Source organism: Pseudomonas sp. B3(2017) (assembly GCF_002113595.1).
Classification (GTDB): domain Bacteria; phylum Pseudomonadota; class Gammaproteobacteria; order Pseudomonadales; family Pseudomonadaceae; genus Aquipseudomonas; species Aquipseudomonas ekonensis.
Genome location: NZ_NEIU01000006.1, coordinates 306,854 through 327,752, shown reverse-complemented (window position 1 = coordinate 327,752; position 20,899 = coordinate 306,854). Strand labels below are relative to the sequence as shown.

At 64.9% G+C, this 20,899-nt stretch carries 19 protein-coding genes; 8 read left to right on the top strand and 11 right to left on the bottom strand.

Features of this window, described 5'->3' with window-relative positions:
* Positions 1-196: 196 nt before the first annotated feature.
* Entirely contained in the window at positions 197-1,657 is a 1,461-nt protein-coding gene (gene mltF / locus CAG33_RS11965) for a membrane-bound lytic murein transglycosylase MltF (RefSeq protein ID WP_085578858.1), read from the top strand.
* Positions 1,658-1,900: 243 nt separating this feature from the next.
* Here the strand turns inward: mltF and pdxJ are convergent, their stop codons facing one another.
* The 8 genes from pdxJ to lptF form a co-directional block, all read right to left on the bottom strand.
* Positions 1,901-2,644 carry a pyridoxine 5'-phosphate synthase gene (gene pdxJ / locus CAG33_RS11960; RefSeq protein WP_085631611.1) on the bottom strand — a complete coding sequence of 248 codons (744 nt, stop codon included), beginning with the start codon at positions 2,642-2,644 and terminating at the stop codon, positions 1,901-1,903.
* A 47-nt stretch (positions 2,645-2,691) separates the two neighbouring features.
* Complete coding sequence (gene recO / locus CAG33_RS11955; RefSeq protein WP_085578854.1) at positions 2,692-3,381, bottom strand: DNA repair protein RecO; 690 nt, start codon at positions 3,379-3,381, stop codon at positions 2,692-2,694.
* Positions 3,382-3,548: 167 nt separating this feature from the next.
* Positions 3,549-4,451 (bottom strand): GTPase Era, encoded by a 903-nt coding sequence (gene era, locus CAG33_RS11950; protein ID WP_085578852.1) that lies wholly within the window; start codon positions 4,449-4,451, stop codon positions 3,549-3,551.
* Positions 4,444-5,133, bottom strand: coding sequence for a ribonuclease III (gene rnc, locus CAG33_RS11945; RefSeq protein ID WP_085578849.1), 690 nt, complete (start codon positions 5,131-5,133; stop codon positions 4,444-4,446). The genes era and rnc overlap by 8 nt, the downstream gene beginning before the upstream one ends.
* A gap of 182 nt (positions 5,134-5,315) precedes the next feature.
* Positions 5,316-6,170, bottom strand: a complete 855-nt coding sequence (gene lepB, locus CAG33_RS11940; protein WP_085578847.1) for a signal peptidase I — start codon at positions 6,168-6,170, stop codon at positions 5,316-5,318.
* Between the two features lie 9 nt (positions 6,171-6,179).
* The gene (lepA, locus tag CAG33_RS11935; protein WP_085578845.1) at positions 6,180-7,976 is read right to left on the bottom strand and encodes a translation elongation factor 4; all 1,797 of its coding nucleotides are present in this window, start codon (positions 7,974-7,976) and stop codon (positions 6,180-6,182) included.
* A 172-nt stretch (positions 7,977-8,148) separates the two neighbouring features.
* Positions 8,149-9,210 carry an LPS export ABC transporter permease LptG gene (lptG, locus tag CAG33_RS11930; RefSeq protein WP_085578843.1) on the bottom strand — a complete coding sequence of 354 codons (1,062 nt, stop codon included), beginning with the start codon at positions 9,208-9,210 and terminating at the stop codon, positions 8,149-8,151.
* Entirely contained in the window at positions 9,203-10,324 is a 1,122-nt protein-coding gene (gene lptF, locus CAG33_RS11925; RefSeq protein ID WP_085631613.1) for an LPS export ABC transporter permease LptF, read from the bottom strand. The genes lptG and lptF overlap by 8 nt, the downstream gene beginning before the upstream one ends.
* A 310-nt stretch (positions 10,325-10,634) precedes the next feature.
* Here lptF and CAG33_RS11920 point away from each other — a divergent pair, with 310 nt between their 5' ends.
* The 5 genes from CAG33_RS11920 to rlmF all read left to right on the top strand — a co-directional run bounded on the left by CAG33_RS11920 (position 10,635) and on the right by rlmF (position 17,371).
* Entirely contained in the window at positions 10,635-12,125 is a 1,491-nt protein-coding gene (locus CAG33_RS11920; RefSeq protein WP_085578839.1) for a leucyl aminopeptidase, read from the top strand.
* A gap of 60 nt (positions 12,126-12,185) precedes the next feature.
* Complete coding sequence (locus tag CAG33_RS11915) at positions 12,186-12,614, top strand: DNA polymerase III subunit chi (protein WP_085631615.1); 429 nt, start codon at positions 12,186-12,188, stop codon at positions 12,612-12,614.
* 8 nt (positions 12,615-12,622) lie between these two features.
* Positions 12,623-13,033, top strand: a complete 411-nt coding sequence (locus CAG33_RS11910) for a DNA polymerase III subunit chi (RefSeq protein ID WP_085578835.1) — start codon at positions 12,623-12,625, stop codon at positions 13,031-13,033.
* 195 nt (positions 13,034-13,228) lie between these two features.
* The gene (locus tag CAG33_RS11905; RefSeq protein WP_085578833.1) at positions 13,229-16,075 is read left to right on the top strand and encodes a valine--tRNA ligase; all 2,847 of its coding nucleotides are present in this window, start codon (positions 13,229-13,231) and stop codon (positions 16,073-16,075) included.
* Positions 16,076-16,339: 264 nt separating this feature from the next.
* A complete protein-coding gene (rlmF, locus tag CAG33_RS11900) occupies positions 16,340-17,371 on the top strand; it encodes a 23S rRNA (adenine(1618)-N(6))-methyltransferase RlmF (protein ID WP_085638524.1) in 1,032 nt (343 codons plus the stop codon).
* 71 nt (positions 17,372-17,442) lie between these two features.
* On the opposite strand, the gene CAG33_RS11895 is transcribed toward rlmF, so the two are convergent.
* Positions 17,443-17,724, bottom strand: coding sequence for an HU family DNA-binding protein (locus tag CAG33_RS11895; protein ID WP_003221909.1), 282 nt, complete (start codon positions 17,722-17,724; stop codon positions 17,443-17,445).
* A gap of 396 nt (positions 17,725-18,120) precedes the next feature.
* Between CAG33_RS11895 and yejK the strand changes: the two genes are divergently transcribed.
* Together yejK and CAG33_RS11885 are read left to right on the top strand one after the other, a co-directional pair.
* The gene (yejK, locus tag CAG33_RS11890; protein WP_085638521.1) at positions 18,121-19,125 is read left to right on the top strand and encodes a nucleoid-associated protein YejK; all 1,005 of its coding nucleotides are present in this window, start codon (positions 18,121-18,123) and stop codon (positions 19,123-19,125) included.
* Positions 19,125-19,475, top strand: coding sequence for a glutaredoxin family protein (locus tag CAG33_RS11885; RefSeq protein WP_085578826.1), 351 nt, complete (start codon positions 19,125-19,127; stop codon positions 19,473-19,475). Before yejK ends, CAG33_RS11885 begins: the two co-directional genes overlap by 1 nt.
* A gap of 87 nt (positions 19,476-19,562) precedes the next feature.
* Here the strand turns inward: CAG33_RS11885 and CAG33_RS11880 are convergent, their stop codons facing one another.
* Both CAG33_RS11880 and CAG33_RS11875 read right to left on the bottom strand, forming a co-directional pair.
* Positions 19,563-20,498: a glutathione S-transferase family protein gene (locus CAG33_RS11880; protein ID WP_085638518.1), complete on the bottom strand. Its 936-nt coding sequence runs from the start codon at positions 20,496-20,498 to the stop codon at positions 19,563-19,565.
* A gap of 84 nt (positions 20,499-20,582) precedes the next feature.
* Positions 20,583-20,885: a GIY-YIG nuclease family protein gene (locus CAG33_RS11875; protein ID WP_085631621.1), complete on the bottom strand. Its 303-nt coding sequence runs from the start codon at positions 20,883-20,885 to the stop codon at positions 20,583-20,585.
* Positions 20,886-20,899: the final 14 nt, after the last annotated feature.

The window sequence follows — 20,899 nt, the reverse complement described above, 5'->3', positions numbered from 1 at the left end:
TAGCACCCGTGAAAAGCCCGCCGTTCCTGCCTTCGAGGTCAAATTCCGGCATGGCGGGACACGCCCCCACCCATGCTGTAACAAATTGCCGCAAGAGCCCGTTCCCGTGGGGCTGCGGGCGGTTTTCAGGGCTCTATCAGACAACCCTTCGACTGTCGAGATATGGCGCTCACGGTCCTTTGCGTATACTGCGCACATGTTTTTCCCAACGGCTTTGCGTCCGCGATACGCCAAATGGCTGATCGCCACCGGACTCTTCCTGATGCTCAGTGGCTGTGTTGACAAACCCAACACCCTGGAGCGCGTAAAGGAGGACGGCGTGCTGCGGGTCATCACCCGTAACAGCCCCGCCACCTACTTTCAGGATCGCAGCGGTGAAACCGGCTTCGAATACGAGCTGGTGAAGCGCTTCGCCGACGATTTGGGGGTCGAGCTGAAGATCGAGACCGCCGACAACCTCGACGACCTGTTCGACCAGGTCGGCAAGCCCAACGGGCCGGTACTGGCCGCCGCCGGCCTGGTCAGCAGCGAACAGCGCACCAAGCAGGTGCGGTTCTCCCATCCCTATCTCGAAGTCACCCCGCAGGTCATCTACCGCAACGGCCAGTCGCGCCCCACCGAACCGGGCGACCTGGTCGGCAGGAAGATCATGGTGCTCAAGGGCAGCACCCACGCCGAGCAATTGGCCGAGCTGAAGCGCAAGTACCCCGGCATCGAATACGAAGAGTCGGACGCCGTCGAGGTGGTCGACCTGCTGCGCATGGTCGACGAAGGCCAGATCGACCTGACCCTGGTCGACTCCAACGAAGTGGCGATGAACCAGGTGTACTTCACCAACGTGCGCGTGGCCTTCGACCTGGGCGACGCCCGCAGCCAGAGCTGGGCGGTGGCGGCCGGCGAAGACAACAGCCTGCTCAACGAGATCAACGCCTACCTCGACAAGGCCCAGAAGAACGGTACCCTGCAGCGCCTCAAGGACCGCTACTACGGCCACGTCGACGTCCTCGGCTACATGGGCGCCACCACCTTCGCCCAGCACCTGCAGCAGCGCCTGCCCAAATACGAACAGCACTTCAAGACCTACGCCAAGAAAGAGAAGGTCGACTGGCGCCTGCTGGCCGCCATCGGCTATCAGGAATCGCTGTGGCAACCGGCGGTCACCTCCAAGACCGGCGTGCGCGGCCTGATGATGCTGACCCAGAACACGGCCCAGGCCATGGGCGTGTCCAACCGCCTGGATCCCAAGCAAAGCATCATGGGCGGCGCCAAGTACCTGGCCTACATGAAGGACCAGCTCGACGAATCGATCCAGGAACCGGACCGCACCTGGTTCGCCCTGGCGGCCTACAACGTCGGCATCGGCCACCTCGACGACGCGCGTAAGCTGGCCTCCCGCGAGGGCCTGAGCCCGGACAAATGGCTGGACGTGAAGAAGATGCTGCCGCGCCTGTCGCAGAAGCAGTGGTACAGCAAGACCCGCTACGGCTACGCCCGGGGCGGCGAGCCGGTGCACTTCGTGGCGAACATCCGCCGCTACTACGACATCCTCACCTGGGTGACCCAGCCGCAGCTTGAAGGCACGCAAGTGGCCGAGGGCAACCTGCACGTGCCGGGCATCGACAAGTCCAAGCCGGCGCAGGAACCTGCGCCGCTCTGACCCCAATCTGATGCGACAGCGGCGCCTCGACTGACGCAATCGCCTGCAGGCTGGCTCCCACCTTGTCTTGCTGTCACCGCAGACTCTGCATCCACCCTAGCCCCCCTGTAGGAGCCAGCCTGCTGGCGATTGCAGCCACCTTGTCTTGCGGCTACCGCAGACTCTGCCTCCACCCTAGCCCCCTGTGGGAGCCAGCCTGCTGGCGATTGCGGCCAGCGCAAGACAAGGCAGGAACGGCGGTGCTCAGGCCTTGGCGGCAGCCAGGATCAGCGCCTTCATTTCGGACACGGCGGACTTGAAGCCGACGAACAGCGCATGGGCCACCAGCGCATGGCCGATGTTCAGCTCGTTGATGCCCTTGATCGCCGCGACCGCCTCGACGTTGTGGTAGTGCAGGCCGTGGCCGGCGTTGACGATCAGCCCCTGGGCCAGACCGAACGCCACGCCGTCGGCCACGCGCTTGAGCTCCTCGGCCACATCCGCCGGGGTTTCGGCGTCGGCATAGCGCCCGGTGTGCAGTTCGATGGCCGGTGCGCCCACCCGCTTGGAGGCGGCGATCTGCCGCTCGTCGGCGTCGATGAACAGCGACACTTCGCTGCCGATCTTCGACAGGCGCTCCACCGCCGCCTTGATCCGCGCCTCTTGCCCGGCCACATCGAGGCCGCCTTCGGTGGTCAGTTCCTGGCGGGTTTCCGGCACCAGGCAGATGTGCGCCGGACGGATGCGCTCGGCGAACGCCATCATTTCCTCGGTGACGCCCATTTCGAAGTTCATGCGGGTCTGCAGCACGTCCTTGAGCAGCAGCACGTCGCGCTCCTGGATGTGCCGGCGGTCTTCGCGCAGGTGCACGGTGATCCCGTCGGCGCCCGCCTCTTCCGCGTCCAGCGCCGCCTTGACCGGATCCGGGTAACGCGTGCCGCGGGCCTGGCGCAGGGTGGCGACGTGGTCGATGTTCACGCCGAGAAGAATGCGATTGCTGGTGGTCACGGATGCGCTCCTGAATTGAGGGATTCGGCGCACAGCATACGGGCTGATCAGGACTTGCGAAACAGCTCGCGGCTGACCAGGGGACGGCCGCCCAGGTGAACGGCCAGGGCCTGGCGCATCAGGCGCTTGGCGGCCGACAGCGCACCAGGCGCCGACCAGTCGGCGTCGGCCATGGCCAGCAGTTCGGTGCCGTTGAACAGCCCCGGCTGCAGCAGGTGCACCTGTTCGAGACCGGCGTCCACCTGCAGGCGGTAGAGCCCGTCCGGGGCGATAGGCTCGCCGTGGATGTCGGTGTTCAGCGCGAAGCCGTAGCCCAGGTCATCCAGCAGGCGCCACTCGAACGAACGCAGCAGCGGCTCCAGCGGCCGGCCTTCGGCCAGGGCCAGCAGCGTGGCGGCGTAGTGATCGAATACCGACGGATGCGGGTCTTCGGCGGGCAGCAGACGGATCAGCAGCTCGTTGAGATAGAGGCCGCTGAACAGCGCCTCGCCGTTGAGCCAGACGGCGGTGCCGGCGCTCTCCATGCGTCCGACGTTCTTCAGCTCACCGCGCCCGCGGAACTCGACCTCCAGCGGCACGAACGGCCGCGCCAGCGTGCCGGCCTTGCCCCGCGCACCGCGCAGCACCGCCCGCAGCCGGCCTTGCGGCGTGAGGAAATCCACCAGCGCGCTGGTTTCGCGGTAGGCGCGCGAATGCAGGACGTAGGCAGGCTGGGCGGGAGGCGGAGTGTGCGACATGGGGACCTTATGCGAAAACGCGGTTGTTCACATGGCCAAAATCACTGTGGGAGCGAACTTGCCCGCAAATGCAGCGTATCAGTCGACCGACGCTTTGACTGATCCATCGCATCCGCGGGCAAGCCCGCTCCCACAGAAGGGGTTGCGGCGCAGCGCAAGCCCAGGGCTTACAGGTCGCCGTAGCCCAGCGAACGCAGTGCGCGCTCGTCGTCGGACCAGCCGCCCTTCACCTTGACCCACAGGTTGAGCATGACCTTGGAGTCGAACAGCAGCTCCATGTCCTTGCGCGCCTCGGTGCCGATGCGTTTGATGCGCTCGCCCTTGTCGCCGATGATGATTTTCTTCTGGCCGTCGCGCTCGACCAGGATCAGGCCGTGGATGTGCAGGGTCTTGCCCTGCTGCTTGAACTCTTCGATCTCCACGGTGATCTGGTACGGCAGTTCGGCGCCCAGCTGACGCATGATTTTCTCGCGGATCAGCTCGGCGGCGAGGAAACGGCTGCTGCGGTCGGTGATCTGGTCTTCCGGGAAGAAGTGATCGTTTTCCGGCAGGTGGTCGGCGATGACCTTTTCCAGCGCGTCGAGGTTGTGCCCGTGCTGCGCCGAGATCGGGATGATCTGCGCATTCGGCAGCTGTTCCTGCAGCCAGGACAGGTGCGGCATCAGCTCGGCCTTGTCCTCGATGCGGTCGGTCTTGTTCAGCGCGACGATCAGGGGGCCGGTCACGAACTGCACGCGTTCGAGCACCATCTGGTCCTCTTCGGTCCACTTGGTGCGGTCGACCACGAAGATCACCACGTCGACGTCTTTCAGCGCCGCCGAGGCGGTCTTGTTCATGTAGCGGTTCAGGGCCTTTTCGCCGCCCTTGTGCATGCCGGGGGTGTCGACGTAGATCGCCTGCACGTCACCCTCGGTCTTGATGCCGAGCATGTTGTGGCGGGTGGTCTGCGGCTTGCGCGAGGTGATCGCCAGCTTCTGGCCGAGGATGTGGTTGAGCAGCGTGGACTTGCCCACGTTGGGGCGGCCGACGATGGCGACATAGCCACAGCGTGTTGCGGTTGATTCAGTCATTGCCATTCTCCACGCCCAGGGCGATCAGTGCGGCGGCGGCGGCCACCTGTTCGGCGATCCGGCGGCTCACGCCTTGCCCGCGGCTCTTTTCGTTCAACAGGACAACTTCGCACTCGACGAAGAAGGTTCGGCAGTGCGGCTCGCCCTGGATGTCCACCACCTCGTAGCGCGGCAGTTCGCAGCTGCGCGACTGCAGGAATTCCTGCAGACGGGTCTTGGGATCCTTGTTGGTGTCCACCAGCGTCAGGCCCTCGAACTCGCCGGCCAGCCAGGCCAGCACGCGCTCGCGGGCCGTTTCCATGCCGGCGTCGAGGTAGATCGCGCCGATCAGGGCTTCGAGGGCGTCGGCCAGGATCGATTCGCGGCGGAACCCGCCGCTCTTCAGCTCGCCGGAGCCCAGGCGCAGGTAGTCGCCCAGGTCGAAGCCACGGGCCAGCACGGCCAGGGTCTCGCCCTTCACCAGCCGGGCGCGAAGACGCGACAGCTGGCCTTCACGGGCCAGCGGGAAGCGCTCGAACAGCGCCTCGCCTGCGACGAAGTTGAGGATCGCATCGCCGAGGAATTCCAGACGCTCGTTGTTGCGTCCGGCAAAGCTGCGGTGCGTGAGGGCCAGGACCATCAGTTCCTGGTCCTTGAAGGTGTATCCGAGCTTGCGCTCCAGACGGCTCAAAGAAACGCTCACGGTTTACCCACGCTGAGTTCGTGGCTGGACTCCACCGCCATCGCCGGATTGCGGCGCAGGCCTGGAACAATTAACGCTGTGTTCAAATATAACGTCCTGACTATCGTTGGCTTCATGCCCCGGGCCGATTGTGCCGGCGCCAGAAATGCATTCGGCGCTGTGGTCAACAGCGCCGTGTGTGATTACTTGATCAGGCCGACCCGCGAGAAGTTCGGCAGGTGGCTGAGTTTCGGTTCCGGCCAGCTCATCCAGACCGCGAAGGCCTTGCCGACGATGTTGCGGTCGGGGACCATGCCCAGGAGATCCTTCGGAATGCTCGGATCGTCCCAGTAGCGGCTGTCGTTGGAGTTGTCGCGGTTGTCGCCCATCATGAAGTAGTGCCCGGCCGGCACGGTCCACGAACGGTCCGGCGTGGCGCGGTAACGGCTCATTTCCTTGCGGATCAGGTGCTCGGCGGCACCGAGCTTTTCCTTGTACAGCTCGGCGCTGCCCAGGGTGCCCGGCTCGGAGCCGACCAGTTGCTCGGCCACCGACTCGCCGTTGACGAACAGGCGCTTGTCGGCGGTGTAGCGCACCGTGTCGCCCGGCAGGCCGACCACACGCTTGATGTAGTTGACGTTCGGGTCGCTCGGGTAGCGGAACACCATCACATCGCCCCGCTGCGGGTCGCCGACCTCGATGACCTTCTTGTCGATCACCGGCAGGCGGATGCCGTAGGAGAACTTGTTCACCAGGATGAAGTCGCCGACGTCCAGGGTCGGTTTCATCGAGCCGGACGGGATCTGGAACGGTTCCACCAGGAACGAACGCAGCACCAGCACGATGAACAGCACCGGAAAGAACGACTTGCCGTACTCGACCAGCAGCGGCTCCTTGTTCAGCTTCTCCAGCACCACACCGTCAGGCTGGCTGACGCTGCCCTGGTAGGAAGCGATGGCAGCACGCCGACGCGGTGCCAGGATCAACAGATCGAGCAACGCCAACAGGCCGCAGACGAACACGGCGATGACCAGCAACAGCGGGAAATTTAGTGACATAGGACCTGATTATTCCAACCTGAGCACGGCGAGGAAGGCATCCTGCGGAATCTCCACGTTGCCGACCTGTTTCATGCGTTTCTTACCGGCCTTCTGCTTCTCCAGCAGCTTCTTCTTACGGCTCACGTCACCGCCGTAGCATTTGGCCAATACGTTCTTCCTGAGTGCCTTGACGGTTGTCCGGGCAACGATCTGGCCGCCAATGGCGGCCTGGATGGCCACGTCGAACATCTGCCGCGGGATCAGCTCTTTCATCTTCTCGGTCAACTGGCGACCTTTGAAGTGCGAATTGTCACGGTGCACGATCAGCGCCAGGGCGTCGACCTTGTCGCCGTTGATCAGCACGTCCAGCTTCACCAGATTAGCCGATTGGTAACGATCGAAATGGTAGTCCAGCGAAGCATAGCCGCGGCTGGTGGATTTCAGGCGGTCGAAGAAGTCGAGCACCACTTCGTTCATCGGCAGGTCGTAGGTCACTTGCACCTGGTTGCCGAGGAACAGCATGTCGACCTGCACGCCGCGCTTTTCGATGCACAGGGTGATGACGTTGCCCAGGTGCTCCTGCGGCACCAGGATGTTGGCCCGCACGATCGGCTCGCGCATGTCTTCGATGGCCGAGACGTCCGGCAGCTTCGACGGGTTGTCGACGTAGATCGTTTCGCCGGTCTTGAGCACCAGCTCGAAGATCACCGTCGGCGCCGTGGTGATCAGGTCCAGGTCGTATTCGCGCTCCAGGCGCTCCTGGATGATCTCCATGTGCAGCATGCCGAGGAAGCCGCAACGGAAGCCGAAGCCCAGGGCGTCGGAGCTTTCCGGGGTGTACTGCAGCGACGAGTCGTTGAGGGTCAGCTTCTGCAGCGCTTCGCGGAAATCCTCGAAATCGTCGGAGCTGACCGGGAACAGACCGGCGTAGACCTGCGGCTGGATGCGCTTGAAGCCCGGCAGCACTTCGACGTCCGGGGTCGAGCTGAGGGTCAGGGTGTCGCCGACCGGGGCACCGTGGATGTCCTTGATGCTGGCGATGATGAAGCCCACTTCGCCGGCCTTCAGGTCCGCGGTGGCGGTGTGTTTCGGGTTGAACACGCCGACGCTGTCGACCAGGTGCACCTTGCCGGTGGATTTCACCAGGATCTTGTCGCCCTTCTTCACGCGGCCGTGACGCACGCGCACCAGGGAGACGACGCCCAGGTAGTTGTCGAACCAGGAGTCGATGATCAGCGCCTGCAGCGGCGCGTCGATCTCACCGGTCGGCGCAGGGATGGTGTTCACCAGGCGTTCGAGCACGTCGTCGACGCCCAGGCCGGTCTTGGCGCTGCAGGTGACGGCGTCGGTGGCGTCGATGCCGATGATCTTCTCGATCTCGTCCTTCACGCGCTCAGGCTCGGCCTGCGGCAGGTCGATCTTGTTCAGGACCGGCATGACCTCCAGGCCCTGCTCGATGGCGGTGTAGCAGTTGGCCACGGACTGGGCCTCGACGCCTTGGCCGGCGTCGACCACCAGCAGCGCGCCTTCGCAGGCCGCCAGGGAACGGCTGACTTCGTAGGTGAAGTCGACGTGGCCCGGGGTGTCGATGAAGTTCAGCTGATAGGTGACGCCGTCTTTGGCCTTGTAGTACAGGGTGACGCTGTGGGCCTTGATGGTGATCCCGCGCTCACGCTCCAGATCCATGGAATCCAGCACCTGGGCTTCCATTTCGCGGTCGGCCAGGCCGCCGCACATCTGGATGAAACGATCGGCCAGCGTCGACTTGCCATGGTCAATGTGGGCGATGATGGAGAAATTGCGGATATGACTCAAATCACTCACGGATCAACACTCAAAAAGGCTGCAGGCTTGGCCCGCCGAAAAATAGCCGGGAATTGTACCTGATACACGGCGCAAGCGTCACGTTCGCCTGTCACCCCGATTGCATGCAAAAACGCCCCGGTCTGTCGACCGGGGCGTCCTCTTGGCTAAAGCGCGGATGAAACCTCGTTCATCAACCGGCCCGACGCAGCAGCCAGACGCCCGCCAGGGCACACACGCCCGCCGGCACCAGCACCGCGAACAGCGGCGAGAAACCGAACACCAGGCTCGACGGGCCCAGCAGGTCCTGCACGATGCGGAAGGTGAAGCCCACCAGCACGCCGGTGAACACCCGCTGACCGAGGGTCACCGAACGCAGCGGGCCGAAAATGAACGAGATCGCCATCAGCACCAGCGCGGCGGTGACCAGCGGCTGCAAGACCTTGACCCAGAACGCCAGCCAGTAACGGCCGTTGCTCAGCCCCTGCTCGGCCAGGTAGTGGATGTAGCCCCACAGGCCGGAGATCGACAGCGATTCCGGCGCCATGACCACGGTGCTCAGCAGTTGCGGGCTCAGGGACACGTCCCAGCGTTCGGTCGGCGTGTTGACGACTTCGGTGCTGCGCTCGTGGAACAGCGTGGTGGTCACGTCGGTGAGCTGCCAGTGGTCGCCGTCGAAATCCGCACGCTTGGCGAAGCTGGAGCTGAGCAGGTGGCGCTCCTTGTCGAAGTGGTAGCGCGTCACGCCATACAGCAGACCGTTCGGCTGCACGGCGTTGATGTGGATGAACTCATCCCCCTGACGGTGCCACATGCCGTGCTTGGCGCTCTGCGCGTCGCCGCTGCCCTGGGCCAGGGAACGGTTGGCCTGGGCCATGCTTTCGGTGGCCGGCGCGACGTACTCGCCGATCAGCACGCCGGCCAGCATCAGCACCAGCATCGGCTTCATGACCGCCCAGACGATGCGCCCGATGGACACGCCCGCCGCCCGCATCACGGTCAGCTCGCTGCTGCTGGCCAGGCTGCCCAGACCGATCAGGCAGCCGATCAGCGCCGCCATCGGCAGCATGTCGTAGAGCCGGCGCGGTGCGGTCAGCAGCACGAAGCTGAGCACGTCGACCAAGGTGTAGGTGTCGGTGACGTCGCTCATCTCATCGATGAACGCGAACAGGGTGGCCAGGCCGAGGATGATCGCCAGCACCGCGATGATCGCGATGAACACGCTGCTGCCGATGTAGCGGTCGAGCTTAACCACGGGCCACCTCCAGCGCAGCGGCGCGGCGGCTGGCCAGCTTCAGGCGCAGCGGCTCCCAGTACAGCAGGCCGAGGCCGATGATCAGGAAGATGGCATGCACCCACCACAGGCCGAGGGCCGGCGGGATCTTGCCTTTTTCGAGGGCGCCGCGGGCGGCGATCAGGATGGTCAGGTAAGCCATATAAAGGAGGATCGCCGGCAGCAGCTTGAGGAAACGCCCTTGACGCGGGTTGACCCGCGACAGCGGCACCGCCATCAGGGTGACGATGAACACCAGCAGCGGCAGCGACAGGCGCCATTGCAGTTCGGTGCGCGAACGGATGTCGTCGCTGCCCAGCAGGCTCGAGGTCGGCATCGCGTCACGGTCGGTGACCTCTTCGCTGACGTCGGGCTTGGGCAGCAGCACGCCGTAGGTTTCGTAGTGGATGGCGCGGTAGTCGGCCTGGCCCGGGCTGCCGTCGTAGCGGTAGCCGTTGTCGAGAATCAGGTAGCGGTTGCCGTCCGGGCGGATTTCCTGACGGCCCTTTTCGGCCACCAGCACGGAAATCCCGCGGTCCTTCTGGTTGGCGCCGAGGTTCTTCTGCGAGATGAACACGCTGCCGAGGTTGACCCGGTCGTCGCTCAGGGTTTCGGTGTAGGTCACCCGGGTGCCGTCGCGCAGCGCCTGGAAGCGGCCCGGCTCAAGGGTGTCGAACTCGGTCAGGGCGTCCTGCTTGTTCAGCAGCAGCTGGAACTGGTTGGCGCCCTGGGGAGCCAGGCTCAGGCTCAGCCATGCGACCACCAGCGCCACCAGCGCCGCCGGGAACAGGGTCATGCGCAGCAGGCGCTGCTGGCTCATGCCGGTGGCCGACAGCACGGTCATTTCGCTTTCCAGGTACAGCCGGCCGTAGGCCAGCAGGATCCCCAGGAACAGGCCCAGCGGCAGGATCAGCTGCAAAAAGCCCGGCAGACGGAAGCCCATGATCAGGAACAGCGATCCCGGATCGAGCTGGCCGGCGGCGGCCTGGGCAAGGTATTTGATGAAGCGCCCGCTCATGATGATGACCAGCAGCACGGCGCTCACCGCACTCAGGGTCAACAGGACTTCGCGGGACAGATAACGGAAGACGATCAAACCAGACACTCCAGGGTTGTCAGGCTAAGGCGGCCGAACAAGCGAACGTATCGGGCGGCCCGCCAGGCAGAGCCGCCGAAAAAAGATGCGGCATTATCCTGTGATTGGGCGCGCCTGTCACTGCGCGCACTCACGCAAGCGCGCAATCGGTTGAAGATTGCGTCCGCCGAGGGTTGTCAGGCGAAGGGAGCGAGGTTCAAACTGCCGCCTTCGCCGCAGGCACAGGCCTGCGCCCTTTCTATCCGAAAGGCAGGCGGCTGCGGACATCGCCGGACGCCTGCATGTTGACCATTCATTCAGGGATCCAGACATGGAACTGGTTGTAAAAAGCGTTAGCCCGGAAACGTTGAAAACCGCCACCCTGGTGGTTGCCGTCGGCGAAGGCCGCAAACTCGGCGTCGCCGCCCGGCAGGTCGACGAACTGAGCGGCGGCGCCATCAGCGCCGTCCTCAAGCGCGGCGACCTGGCCGGCAAGGTCGGCCAGAGCCTGCTGCTGCACAGCCTGCCGAACCTGAAGGCCGAGCGCGTGCTGCTGGTGGGCGTGGGCAAGGACGAAGAACTGGGCGACCGCCCGTTCCGCAAGACCGTCGCCGGCATCCTCAACACCCTCAAGGGCCTGGGCGGCAGCGACGCCGCGCTGGCGCTGGACGAAATCATCGTCAAGGGCCGTGACAGCTACGGCAAGACCCGCCTGCTGGCCGAGACCCTGATCGACGGCGGCTACACCTTCGACCAGTTCAAGAGCCAGAAGGCCGAGCCGCGCGCACTCAAGAAAATCACCCTGCTGACCATCAAGGCCGCCCAGGCCGAAGTGCAGCGCGCCGTGACCCACGCCACCGCGATCGCCAACGGCATGGCGTTCACCCGCACCCTGGGCAACCTGCCGCCGAACGTCTGCCACCCGGTGTACATGGGCGAACAGGCCAAGAGCCTGGGCAAGGAGTTCAAGGACCTGAAAGTCGAAGTCCTCGACGAGAAGAAGATCAAGGCGCTGGGCATGGGCTCGTTCTACGCCGTCGGCCAGGGCAGCGCCCAGCCGCCGCGCCTGATCGTCATGCAGTACAACGGCGGCAAGAAGTCCGAGAAGCCGTATGCGCTGGTGGGCAAGGGCATCACCTTCGACACCGGCGGCATCAGCCTGAAGCCGGGCGCCGGCATGGACGAGATGAAGTTCGACATGGGCGGCGCCGCCAGCGTGTTCGGCACCCTGCGCGCCGTGCTTGAGCTCAAGCTGCCGATCAACCTGGTGTGCATCCTGGCCTGCGCCGAGAACATGCCGAGCGGCACCGCCTCGCGTCCGGGCGACATCGTCACCACCATGAGCGGCCAGACCGTGGAGATCCTCAACACCGACGCCGAAGGCCGCCTGGTGCTGTGCGACGCCCTCACCTACGCCGAGCGCTTCAAGCCGCAGGCGGTGATCGACATCGCCACCCTGACCGGCGCCTGCGTGGTCGCCCTCGGCGCCCACACCTCGGGCCTCTTGGGCAACAACGACGAGCTGATCGGGCAACTGCTGAGCGCCGGCCAGGCCGCCGACGACCGCGCCTGGCAACTGCCGCTGTTCGACGAGTACCAGGAGCAGTTGGACAGCCCGTTCGCCGACATCGCCAACATCGGCGGGCCGAAGGCCGGCACCATCACCGCCGCGTGCTTCCTGTCGCGCTTCACCAAGAACCTGAACTGGGCGCACCTGGACATTGCCGGCACCGCCTGGACCAGCGGCGGCAAGGACAAGGGCGCCACCGGCCGTCCGGTGCCTCTGCTGACCCAGTACCTGCTGGACCGCGCCAAGGCCTGAAACCGATGACGCAAAGCGGCGTCCCTGCACCGGGACGCCGCCCTGCGCTCAGGAACCGCAATGACCAAAGTCGACTTCTATATCCTGCCCAGCGCCGACCCCTCGGCCCGCCTGGACTTCGCCTGCAAGCTCACCGAAAAGGCCTGGCGCATGGGCCACCGCATCTACCTGCATTGCAGCGATGCCGCCCAGCGCGATGACCTCGACGCGCGCCTCTGGGCGTTCAAGGGCGAAACCTTCGTGCCCCACGGCCCCGCCGACAGCGAACCGGACGGCGCGATCGTGCTGGGGCTGGGCGAAGACTGCGGCCAGCACCAGGACTTGCTCGTCAACCTGGACCTGAAAGTCCCGGCCTTCGCCGCCCGCTTCGCCCGCGTGGCGGAAGTGGTGGTGGAGGATCCGGCGATCCGCCAGGCCGCGCGGGAGAGTTTCCGCTTCTACCGCGAACAGGGCTATCCTCTGCAAGACCACCGTTTACAGCGACTCTGAGTACGCCGATGGACACTCCAAAACCGCTGCAAAAGCCTGCGCACCTGCTGGACGACCTGGAGTCGATCCGTCAGTTGCTCGGCGACGACAACCTGCAGCCGCCGCTGCTGACCGAGACGGTCACCGAAAGCGCACAGGAACAGATTCCGATGCTGTTCGAGGCCGTGGCCCCTGCGCCTGAAGCCATCGAGCCGCCACCCGCTCCAACGCCGGCTCCGGCGCCAACCCCAGCGCCCGCTGCTCCGGCCGCCCCCGCCGCCAAGGGGCCGGACGCCCTGCTGCACCTGGACAGCGAACTGCGCGCCGCCGCGCAACTGATCATGCAGGACGTGATCGACGACTTCGCCCCGCACATCGAAACCGAAATCAAGCGCCGCCTCGAGGCGCGGATGGAACGGCTGCTCAACCAGTACGAATGACCGCCACCCTGTGGGAGCCAGCCTGCTGGCGATAGCATCGCCTCGGGCCTCCCGCGAAACCTCGGCGCCAGCATCGCCGGCAGACCCGCTCCTACATTTTGCCCCGCCGCTCCCCGGCCCCGCTCGCCCTGCGCCCCTCGCCCCGCTATACTTCCCGGCTTTTCCTGAATAAATGCCAATAGGGTCCCGCCGCGCATGGATAAGACCTACCAGCCGCACGCCATTGAAACTTCCTGGTACAACACCTGGGAGTCCGAGAACTACTTCGCCCCGCAAGGCGCGGGCGACTCCTACACCATCATGATCCCGCCGCCGAACGTCACCGGCAGCCTGCACATGGGTCATGGCTTCAACAACGCGATCATGGACGCCCTGATCCGTTTCCGCCGCATGCAGGGCCGCAACACCCTGTGGCAACCGGGCACCGACCACGCCGGCATCGCCACCCAGATGCTGGTGGAGCGCCAGCTCGAAGCCACCGGCCAGAACCGCCACGACCTGGGCCGCGAGAAATTCCTGGAGAAGGTCTGGGAATGGAAGGAGCAGTCCGGCGGCAACATCAGCCGGCAGATCCGCCGCCTGGGCTCGTCCGTGGACTGGAGCCGCGAGCGCTTCACCATGGACGACGGCCTCTCGGAAGCGGTCAAGGAAGCGTTCGTGCGCCTGCACGAAGACGGCCTGATCTACCGCGGCAAGCGCCTGGTCAACTGGGACACCAAGCTGCACACGGCGATCTCCGACCTCGAAGTGGAGAACCACGACGAGAAAGGCTTCCTGTGGAACCTGAAATACCCGCTGGCCGACGGCGCGAAGACCGCTGAAGGCAATGACTTCCTGATCGTCGCCACCACCCGTCCGGAAACCATGCTCGGCGACTCCGCCGTGGCCGTGAACCCGAACGACGAGCGCTACAAGGCCCTGATCGGCAAGTTCGTCGAGCTGCCGCTGGTCGGCCGCCGCATCCCGATCATCGCCGACGACTACTGCGACCCCGAGTTCGGCACCGGCTGCGTGAAGATCACCCCGGCCCACGACTTCAACGACTACGAAGTCGGCAAGCGCCACAACCTGCCGCTGCTCAACATCTTCGACAAGAACGCCCACGTGCTGCCGGCAGCCCAGGCGTTCAACCTCGACGGCACCCTGAACGAGACCGTCGACGGCAAGATCCCGGCCGAATACGCCGGCCTCGAGCGCTTCGAGGCGCGCAAGCAGATCGTCGCCGCGTTCGACGCCGCCGGCCTGCTGGTCAGCGTCGACGACCACAACCTGAAAGTGCCGAAGGGCGACCGCTCCGGCACCGTCATCGAGCCGTGGCTGACCGACCAGTGGTACGTCTCCACCAAGCCTCTGGCCGAGCCGGCGATCGCCGCCGTGGAAGACGGCCGCATCCAGTTCGTGCCCAAGCAGTACGAAAACATGTACTTCTCGTGGATGCGCGACATCCAGGACTGGTGCATCAGCCGTCAGCTGTGGTGGGGCCACCGGATCCCGGCCTGGTACGACGAGTCGGGCAAGGTCTACGTGGGCCGCGACGAAGCCGAGGTCCGCGCCAAGCACAACCTGGGCGCCGACGTCGCGCTGCAGCAGGACAACGACGTGCTGGACACCTGGTTCAGCTCGGGCCTGTGGACGTTCTCCACCCTGGGCTGGCCGGAGAAGACCGAGTTCCTGAAGAAATTCCACTCCACCGACGTGCTGGTCACCGGCTTCGACATCATCTTCTTCTGGGTCGCCCGGATGATCATGCTGACGATGCACCTGATCAAGAACGAGGACGGCACGCCGCAGGTCCCGTTCAAGACCGTGTACGTGCACGGCCTGGTGCGTGACGGCCAGGGCCAGAAGATGTCCAAGTCCAAGGGCAACGTCCTGGATCCTCTGGACATCATCGACGGCATCGAGCTCGAAGCCCTGGTGCAGAAGCGCACCTCCGGCATGATGCAGCCCAAGCTCGCCAAGAAGATCGAGAAGCAGACCCGCGACGAGTTCGCCGACGGCATCGCCAGCTACGGCACCGACGCCCTGCGCTTCACCTTCTGCTCGCTGGCCTCCACCGGCCGCGACATCAAGTTCGACATGGGCCGCGTCGAAGGCTACCGCAACTTCTGCAACAAGATCTGGAACGCCGCACGCTACGTGCTGGACAAGGGCGAAGACTGCGGCCAGAACGGCGAAGCCTACGAACTGTCGCTGGCCGACCGCTGGATCATCTCGCAGCTGCAGCGCACCGAAGCCGAAGTGACCCGCCAGCTGGACCAGTTCCGTTTCGACCTCGCGGCGCAAGCGCTGTACGAGTTCATCTGGAACCAGTACTGCGACTGGTACCTGGAGCTGTCCAAGCCTGTGCTGTGGGACGAGAACGCGCCGGTCGAGCGTCAGCGCGGCACCCGTCGCACCCTGGTGCGCGTGCTGGAAGTGGCCCTGCGCCTGGCCCACCCGTTCATGCCGTTCATCACTGAAGAGATCTGGCAGCGCATCGCGCCGCTGGCCGGCATCCAGGGCAAGACCATCATGCTGCAGGCTTGGCCGGTGGCCAACGAAGCGCGCATCGATGCGGCGGCCGAAGACGACATCGAATGGCTCAAGGGCCTGATGCTCGGCACCCGCAACATCCGCGGCGAGATGAACATCGGCCCGGGCAAGCCGCTGCCGATCTACCTGAAGAACGTCAGCGCCGAAGACCGGCGCCGCCTGATCGAGAACGAAGCGCTGCTCAAGAAGCTGGCGCGCCTGGAATCGATCACCGTGCTGGCCGAAGGCGAAGAGGCGCCGCTGTCCGCCACCGCGCTGGTGGGCGAGATGGAAGTGCTGGTGCCGATGGCCGGCCTGATCGACAAGGACGCTGAACTGGCGCGCCTGGACAAGGAAATCCTGCGCCTGCAAGGCGAAGTCCAGCGCGTGGGCGGCAAGCTGTCCAACGCCGGTTTCGTCGACAAGGCCCCGGCCGAAGTCATCGAGAAGGAACGCGCCAAGCTGGCCGAGGCCGAACAGGCCCTGGGCAAGCTGGCCGAGCAGCACGCGCGGATCGCCAGCCTGTAACGGCAGACCGCACCGAAAAAGGGAGGCCCGCAACGGCCTCCCTTTTTTTCGCCTGCTCGTTATCTGACTGCCAATGAATATCCCTGTGGGAGCGGGCTTGCCCGCGAATGCGGTGTGTCAGCCATCAACTGCGTGACTGACACTCCCTCTTCGCGGGCAAGCCCGCTCCCACAGAGGATTTGTGTTGCCTCGGGATTGGGTTCACACCCTCCGGATATGGGACAATGCCCACCACTTTCAGCCTTATCCGAATCGATTTCGCCCATGACCGCTCCACGTCCACCCAAGCCAGCGCGCAAGAAGCCTGAAGCCAAGCCACCGGCCGCCAACGGCGCGCCCAAGGAAAAGGCCAGCCTGCACCCGCGCAACCGCCATCAGGGCCGCTACGACTTTCCGGCGCTGATCAAAAGCACGCCGGAGCTGGCGAAGTTCGTGATCATCAACCCGTACGGCAAGGAAAGCATCGACTTCGCCAGCCCCGACGCGGTGCGGGTGTTCAACCGGGCGCTGCTCAAGTCGTTCTACGGCATCGCCCATTGGGACATTCCCGCCGATTTCCTCTGCCCGCCGGTGCCGGGGCGCGCCGACTACGTGCATTTCCTCGCCGACCTGCTGGCCGAAGGCAATGACGGCACCATCCCCCGCGGCGCCTCGGTGAAGGTGCTGGACGTGGGCGTGGGCGCCAACTGCATTTATCCGCTGATCGGCCACAGCGACTATCGCTGGCACTTCACCGGCTCGGACATCAACGCCACCGCCCTCGGCGCTGCCCGGGCGATCATCCAGGCCAATGGCCTGGCCAAGGCGATCCAGGTCCGCCCGCAGGCCAACGCGAAGCACATCCTGGCGGGCCTGCTGGCGGCCGACGAACGCTTCGAGCTGACGATGTGCAACCCGCCCTTCCACGCCTCCATCGAGGAAGCCACCCGCGGCAGCTCGCGCAAATGGCGGGCGCTGGGCAAGGCCGATCCGAAGCGCAAACTGCCGGTGCTGAACTTCGGCGGCCAGGCGGCGGAACTGTGGTGCGAGGGCGGTGAGGCGCGTTTCGTCACCCAACTGATCAGCGAGAGCGCCCAGGTGGCGCAGCAGGTCCTGTGGTTCAGCACGCTGGTGTCGAAGGCGTCGAACCTGCCGGCGGTGCAAGCGGCGCTGAACAAGGCCGGCGCCCTGCAAAGCCGGGTGGTGGAAATGGGCCAGGGGCAGAAGCAGAGCCGCTTCGTCGCCTGGACGTTCCTGACCCATGAGCAGCATCAGGCCTGGCGCCGGGCGCGCTGGAGCCAGGCCCCGGCGCACTAGCGCTTTTGCGCCGCCCACAAAAAAACCGTGCCCGGATCGCTCCGGCGCACGGTTTTTTTTATCGCTGCGTCTTACTTGTTCACAGCGTCGGTCAGGCCTTTGGCCACAACCAGCTTGATCACTTTCTTGGCAGGGATTTCGATGGCTGCGCCAGTCGACGGGTTACGGCCGGTACGGGCAGGACGCTCGGTCACTTTCAGCTTGCCGATGCCTGGCAAGGTGATTTCGCCGCCGTTTTCCAGCTGATCGGCAACGATTTGGCCCAGCTGGTCCAGAGCGTTGCGCGCGGTGGTTTTCGGCGCGTCGATAGCTTCGGCGATGTCGGCGATCAGTTGGTCTTTAGTAAGAGCCATTTGGTGTTCCTTCCCTATCAAATTCATATGGATTGCAGAGTGCAGTGTCAGCCATCGAGCCCGATCTTCTGGATCCGGCACCCTCGGCGATAACCACGACGAGTCGGGGTTATAGATGCCGAAATCAAGGTTTGGTTCGACCTGACAAAAGCTGAATGCATGCTTGTCGCGGTGACTTCGCGAAAGACCGGGCAAAACTAGCACAGAGACAAGGAAATATCCGCCTCTAGCTAGCCAAATGGTCAGGTTTATTGCGCTAAATCGGTAAAAAAATGCATAAGGGCCGTCCGATGGCCCGGATTTACCCTGCACCCCGCGCCAAAAGCGGCGGTTGGGGTACACTGGGCGCTTTTTCGGGGGCGCCCGCCCGCCTCCCCTCCAACAGCCGAGAAGCCCATGCCGATCCGTCACTGCATCGTCCACCTGATCGACAAAAAACCCGACGGCCCCCCCGCGGTCCTGCATGCCCGCGACTCCGAACTGGCGGAGTCCGCGGCCATCGAGAACATGCTCGCCGACCTCAACGAAAGCTACAACGCCAAGCAAGGCAAGGCCTGGGGTCTGTTCCATCCGGAGTCCGGGGCGTTTCCGTTCAGCGGCTGGCTGAAGGAGTACCTCGACGGCGGCCAGGACTTCACCGCATTCAGCCGGGTGGCGGTGGAGCACCTGCAGAAGCTGATGGAAGAATCCAACCTGTCGATGGGCGGCCACGTGCTGTTCGCCCACTACCAGCAAGGCATGACCGACTACCTGGCCATCGCCCTGCTGCACCACAGCGAAGGCGTGGCGGTGACCGACGAGCTGGACGTGACCCCCTCGCGCCACCTCGACCTGGGCCAATTGCACCTGGCGGCGCGGATCAACGTCTCCGAGTGGCAAAACAACAAGCAGTCCAAGCAGTACATCTCGTTCATCAAGGGCAAGAACGGCAAGAAGGTGTCGGAATACTTCCGCGACTTCATCGGCTGCCAGGAAGGCGTCGACGGTCCGGGCGAGACCCGCACCCTGCTCAAGGCCTTCAGCGACTTCGTCGAAAGCGAAGACCTGCCCGAAGACTCCGCCCGCGAGAAGACCAAGGCCCTGGTGGACTACGCCAGCAGCCAGGCCAAGCTCGGCGAGCCGGTGGGCCTTGAGGAACTCTCGGAGCTGATCGACGAAGACCGTCCGAAGGCGTTCTACGACCACATCCGCAACAAGGACTACGGCCTGTCGCCGGAGATCCCGGCGGACAAGCGCACCCTCAACCAGTTCCGCCGCTTCACCGGCCGCGCCGAAGGCCTGTCGATCAGCTTCGAGGCTCACCTGCTGGGCTCCAAGATCGAGTACGACGAAGAAGCGGGCACCCTGGTGATCAAGGGCCTGCCGACCTCGCTCACCGATCAGTTGAAGCGGCGCAACTGATGCTCGGCAATGTGCTGAAGAAAGTCCTGCTGGTGCTGCTGGTGGTCGTGGCCTACCAGAACTGGGGCAAGATCGAGCGGGTGTTCAACCCGTCGCAGATGCTCCCGGAGCAGGTTCGCGCCAACGCCCGGGTCGTGCTCTATTCCACCGACTGGTGCGGCTACTGCAAGCAGACCAAACGTTTTCTCGACGGCAAGGGCATTGCGTTCACGGAGTTCGACATCGAGAAGGACGCCGAGGCGCGCAAGGCCTATGAAGCCTTGGGCGGGCGCGGGATTCCGCTGATCGACGTCAACGGCACGCTGATCCGCGGCTTCGACCCGGACGAAATCCTCGCCGCCCTGAAGTAGACAGACAGGTGGGAGCCAGCCTGCTGGCGATGACGTCAGCCGAGGCGCCTCAGGGCGGTCAAGGCAGCCGCTCCCGCACCGGGAACCTCAGCGGGCCTCGATGCGGAACCCCAACCGCGGAAAGTGCACATGCACCACCCCGGCCCGTGCGTCTTCGCGGCGCAGGATCAGTTCTTCGAGGCCGGCGGACACCAACTCCCCTTCCACCGGATCCACCCCGTAATCCGTCGCGGCAATCGCCACCCGCTGTCCGGCCACGAATCCGTTCGGATCGGCGAACGCCTCATCCGGCAACGCAGCCGGCGTCGCATTGCGCGCGACCTCCAGCGCCTCGTCGGCGCTCATCTCGCTCGCCGCGCCGTGACCGAAGCCCAGCACCCGCCCCAACCATGCGGCCACAGCCGGATAGGCGTCCACCAGCGGCGCCGTCACATGCGTAGCCTTGAGGAACCACAGCGGATGCGCCAGGGCGAAGTCCGCTACCGACGGTTCGCCGAACAGGAAGTCGCCCTGCTCGCGCTGCAATTGCTGCTCCAGGCGCGCCATGAGGGTCGGCCACTGATGCTTGGCCTGCTCGGCAGGCAGCCTCGCCGCGCTGCCGCCGCTGAACAGCCCGGCCCGGTCGGCCATGAACGCCTTGATCGCCTCCGGCGGCAACTTGCCGAAGCGCGCCGCCACCGACTCCGGCTGGAACACCAGGCTGACCGCATGCGGAAACACCACCGAATCGGCCCACGCGGCGAACCCGGCGACGACCATTTCCTGCCCCTCGGGGAAAAACGCCGGCAAGGCCTTTTCCTGCTCCAGGCGCCGGGCGATCAGGGCGGTGTCGCAATAGATGTCCGCACCGACCTGCAGCACCGGCGTCTTGCGGTAGCCGCCGGTGAGCGCGGTCAGGTCCGGCTTGGGCATCACCGGCGAGATGTGCACCGAACGCCAGGACAATCCCTTGAAACCCAAGAGCAGCCGGGCCTTTTCGGCGAATGGGGACGCGGGGTAATGGTGAAGGATCAACTCGGACATGCTCGGCTCCGCCGCACAGTAGGTGAATCCGCAGCTTAGCCTGCATTTGGATGGCAGCCTACGGATGCGGGCGACGGGAACCGATCAGTCAGATTGATAAGACGCCACCAGGCATTCCTTGGCGCTTTTCCTGAGTTTCTTGATCAGCCGCTCCTGGCGCAGCGCATCGCCCTTGTCCCGGCAGCGCTCGGTGTAGACCAGCGCCATCGCCGGGCTGGACAGGAAGAACCGCGCGCCCTTGCCGCTCTGGTGCTTGGCGAAGCGGCGCACGGGATCGTCGCTGATCCCGCAGTACAGCGAACCGTTGGCCGCGCGGACGAGGTAGACGAACCAGGCCTTGGCCGCAGGCGCATCGGTGTCGACAGGGTTTTCGCTCAAGGTGGTCACGGGGCGGTCGCAGG

What these genes read in the sequence shown, in the direction of transcription:
- mltF (WP_085578858.1), top strand. Translation starts at nt 197, where the DNA reads ATGTTTTTCCCAACGGCTTTGCGTCCGCGATACGCCAAATGGCTGATC.
- recO (WP_085578854.1), bottom strand. Translation starts at nt 3,381, where the DNA reads ATGTCGCACACTCCGCCTCCCGCCCAGCCTGCCTACGTCCTGCATTCG.
- era (WP_085578852.1), bottom strand. Translation starts at nt 4,451, where the DNA reads ATGACTGAATCAACCGCAACACGCTGTGGCTATGTCGCCATCGTCGGC.
- lepB (WP_085578847.1), bottom strand. Translation starts at nt 6,170, where the DNA reads ATGTCACTAAATTTCCCGCTGTTGCTGGTCATCGCCGTGTTCGTCTGC.
- CAG33_RS11920 (WP_085578839.1), top strand. Translation starts at nt 10,635, where the DNA reads ATGGAACTGGTTGTAAAAAGCGTTAGCCCGGAAACGTTGAAAACCGCC.
- CAG33_RS11915 (WP_085631615.1), top strand. Translation starts at nt 12,186, where the DNA reads ATGACCAAAGTCGACTTCTATATCCTGCCCAGCGCCGACCCCTCGGCC.
- CAG33_RS11910 (WP_085578835.1), top strand. Translation starts at nt 12,623, where the DNA reads ATGGACACTCCAAAACCGCTGCAAAAGCCTGCGCACCTGCTGGACGAC.
- CAG33_RS11905 (WP_085578833.1), top strand. Translation starts at nt 13,229, where the DNA reads ATGGATAAGACCTACCAGCCGCACGCCATTGAAACTTCCTGGTACAAC.
- rlmF (WP_085638524.1), top strand. Translation starts at nt 16,340, where the DNA reads ATGACCGCTCCACGTCCACCCAAGCCAGCGCGCAAGAAGCCTGAAGCC.
- CAG33_RS11895 (WP_003221909.1), bottom strand. Translation starts at nt 17,724, where the DNA reads ATGGCTCTTACTAAAGACCAACTGATCGCCGACATCGCCGAAGCTATC.
- yejK (WP_085638521.1), top strand. Translation starts at nt 18,121, where the DNA reads ATGCCGATCCGTCACTGCATCGTCCACCTGATCGACAAAAAACCCGAC.
- CAG33_RS11885 (WP_085578826.1), top strand. Translation starts at nt 19,125, where the DNA reads ATGCTCGGCAATGTGCTGAAGAAAGTCCTGCTGGTGCTGCTGGTGGTC.
- CAG33_RS11880 (WP_085638518.1), bottom strand. Translation starts at nt 20,498, where the DNA reads ATGTCCGAGTTGATCCTTCACCATTACCCCGCGTCCCCATTCGCCGAA.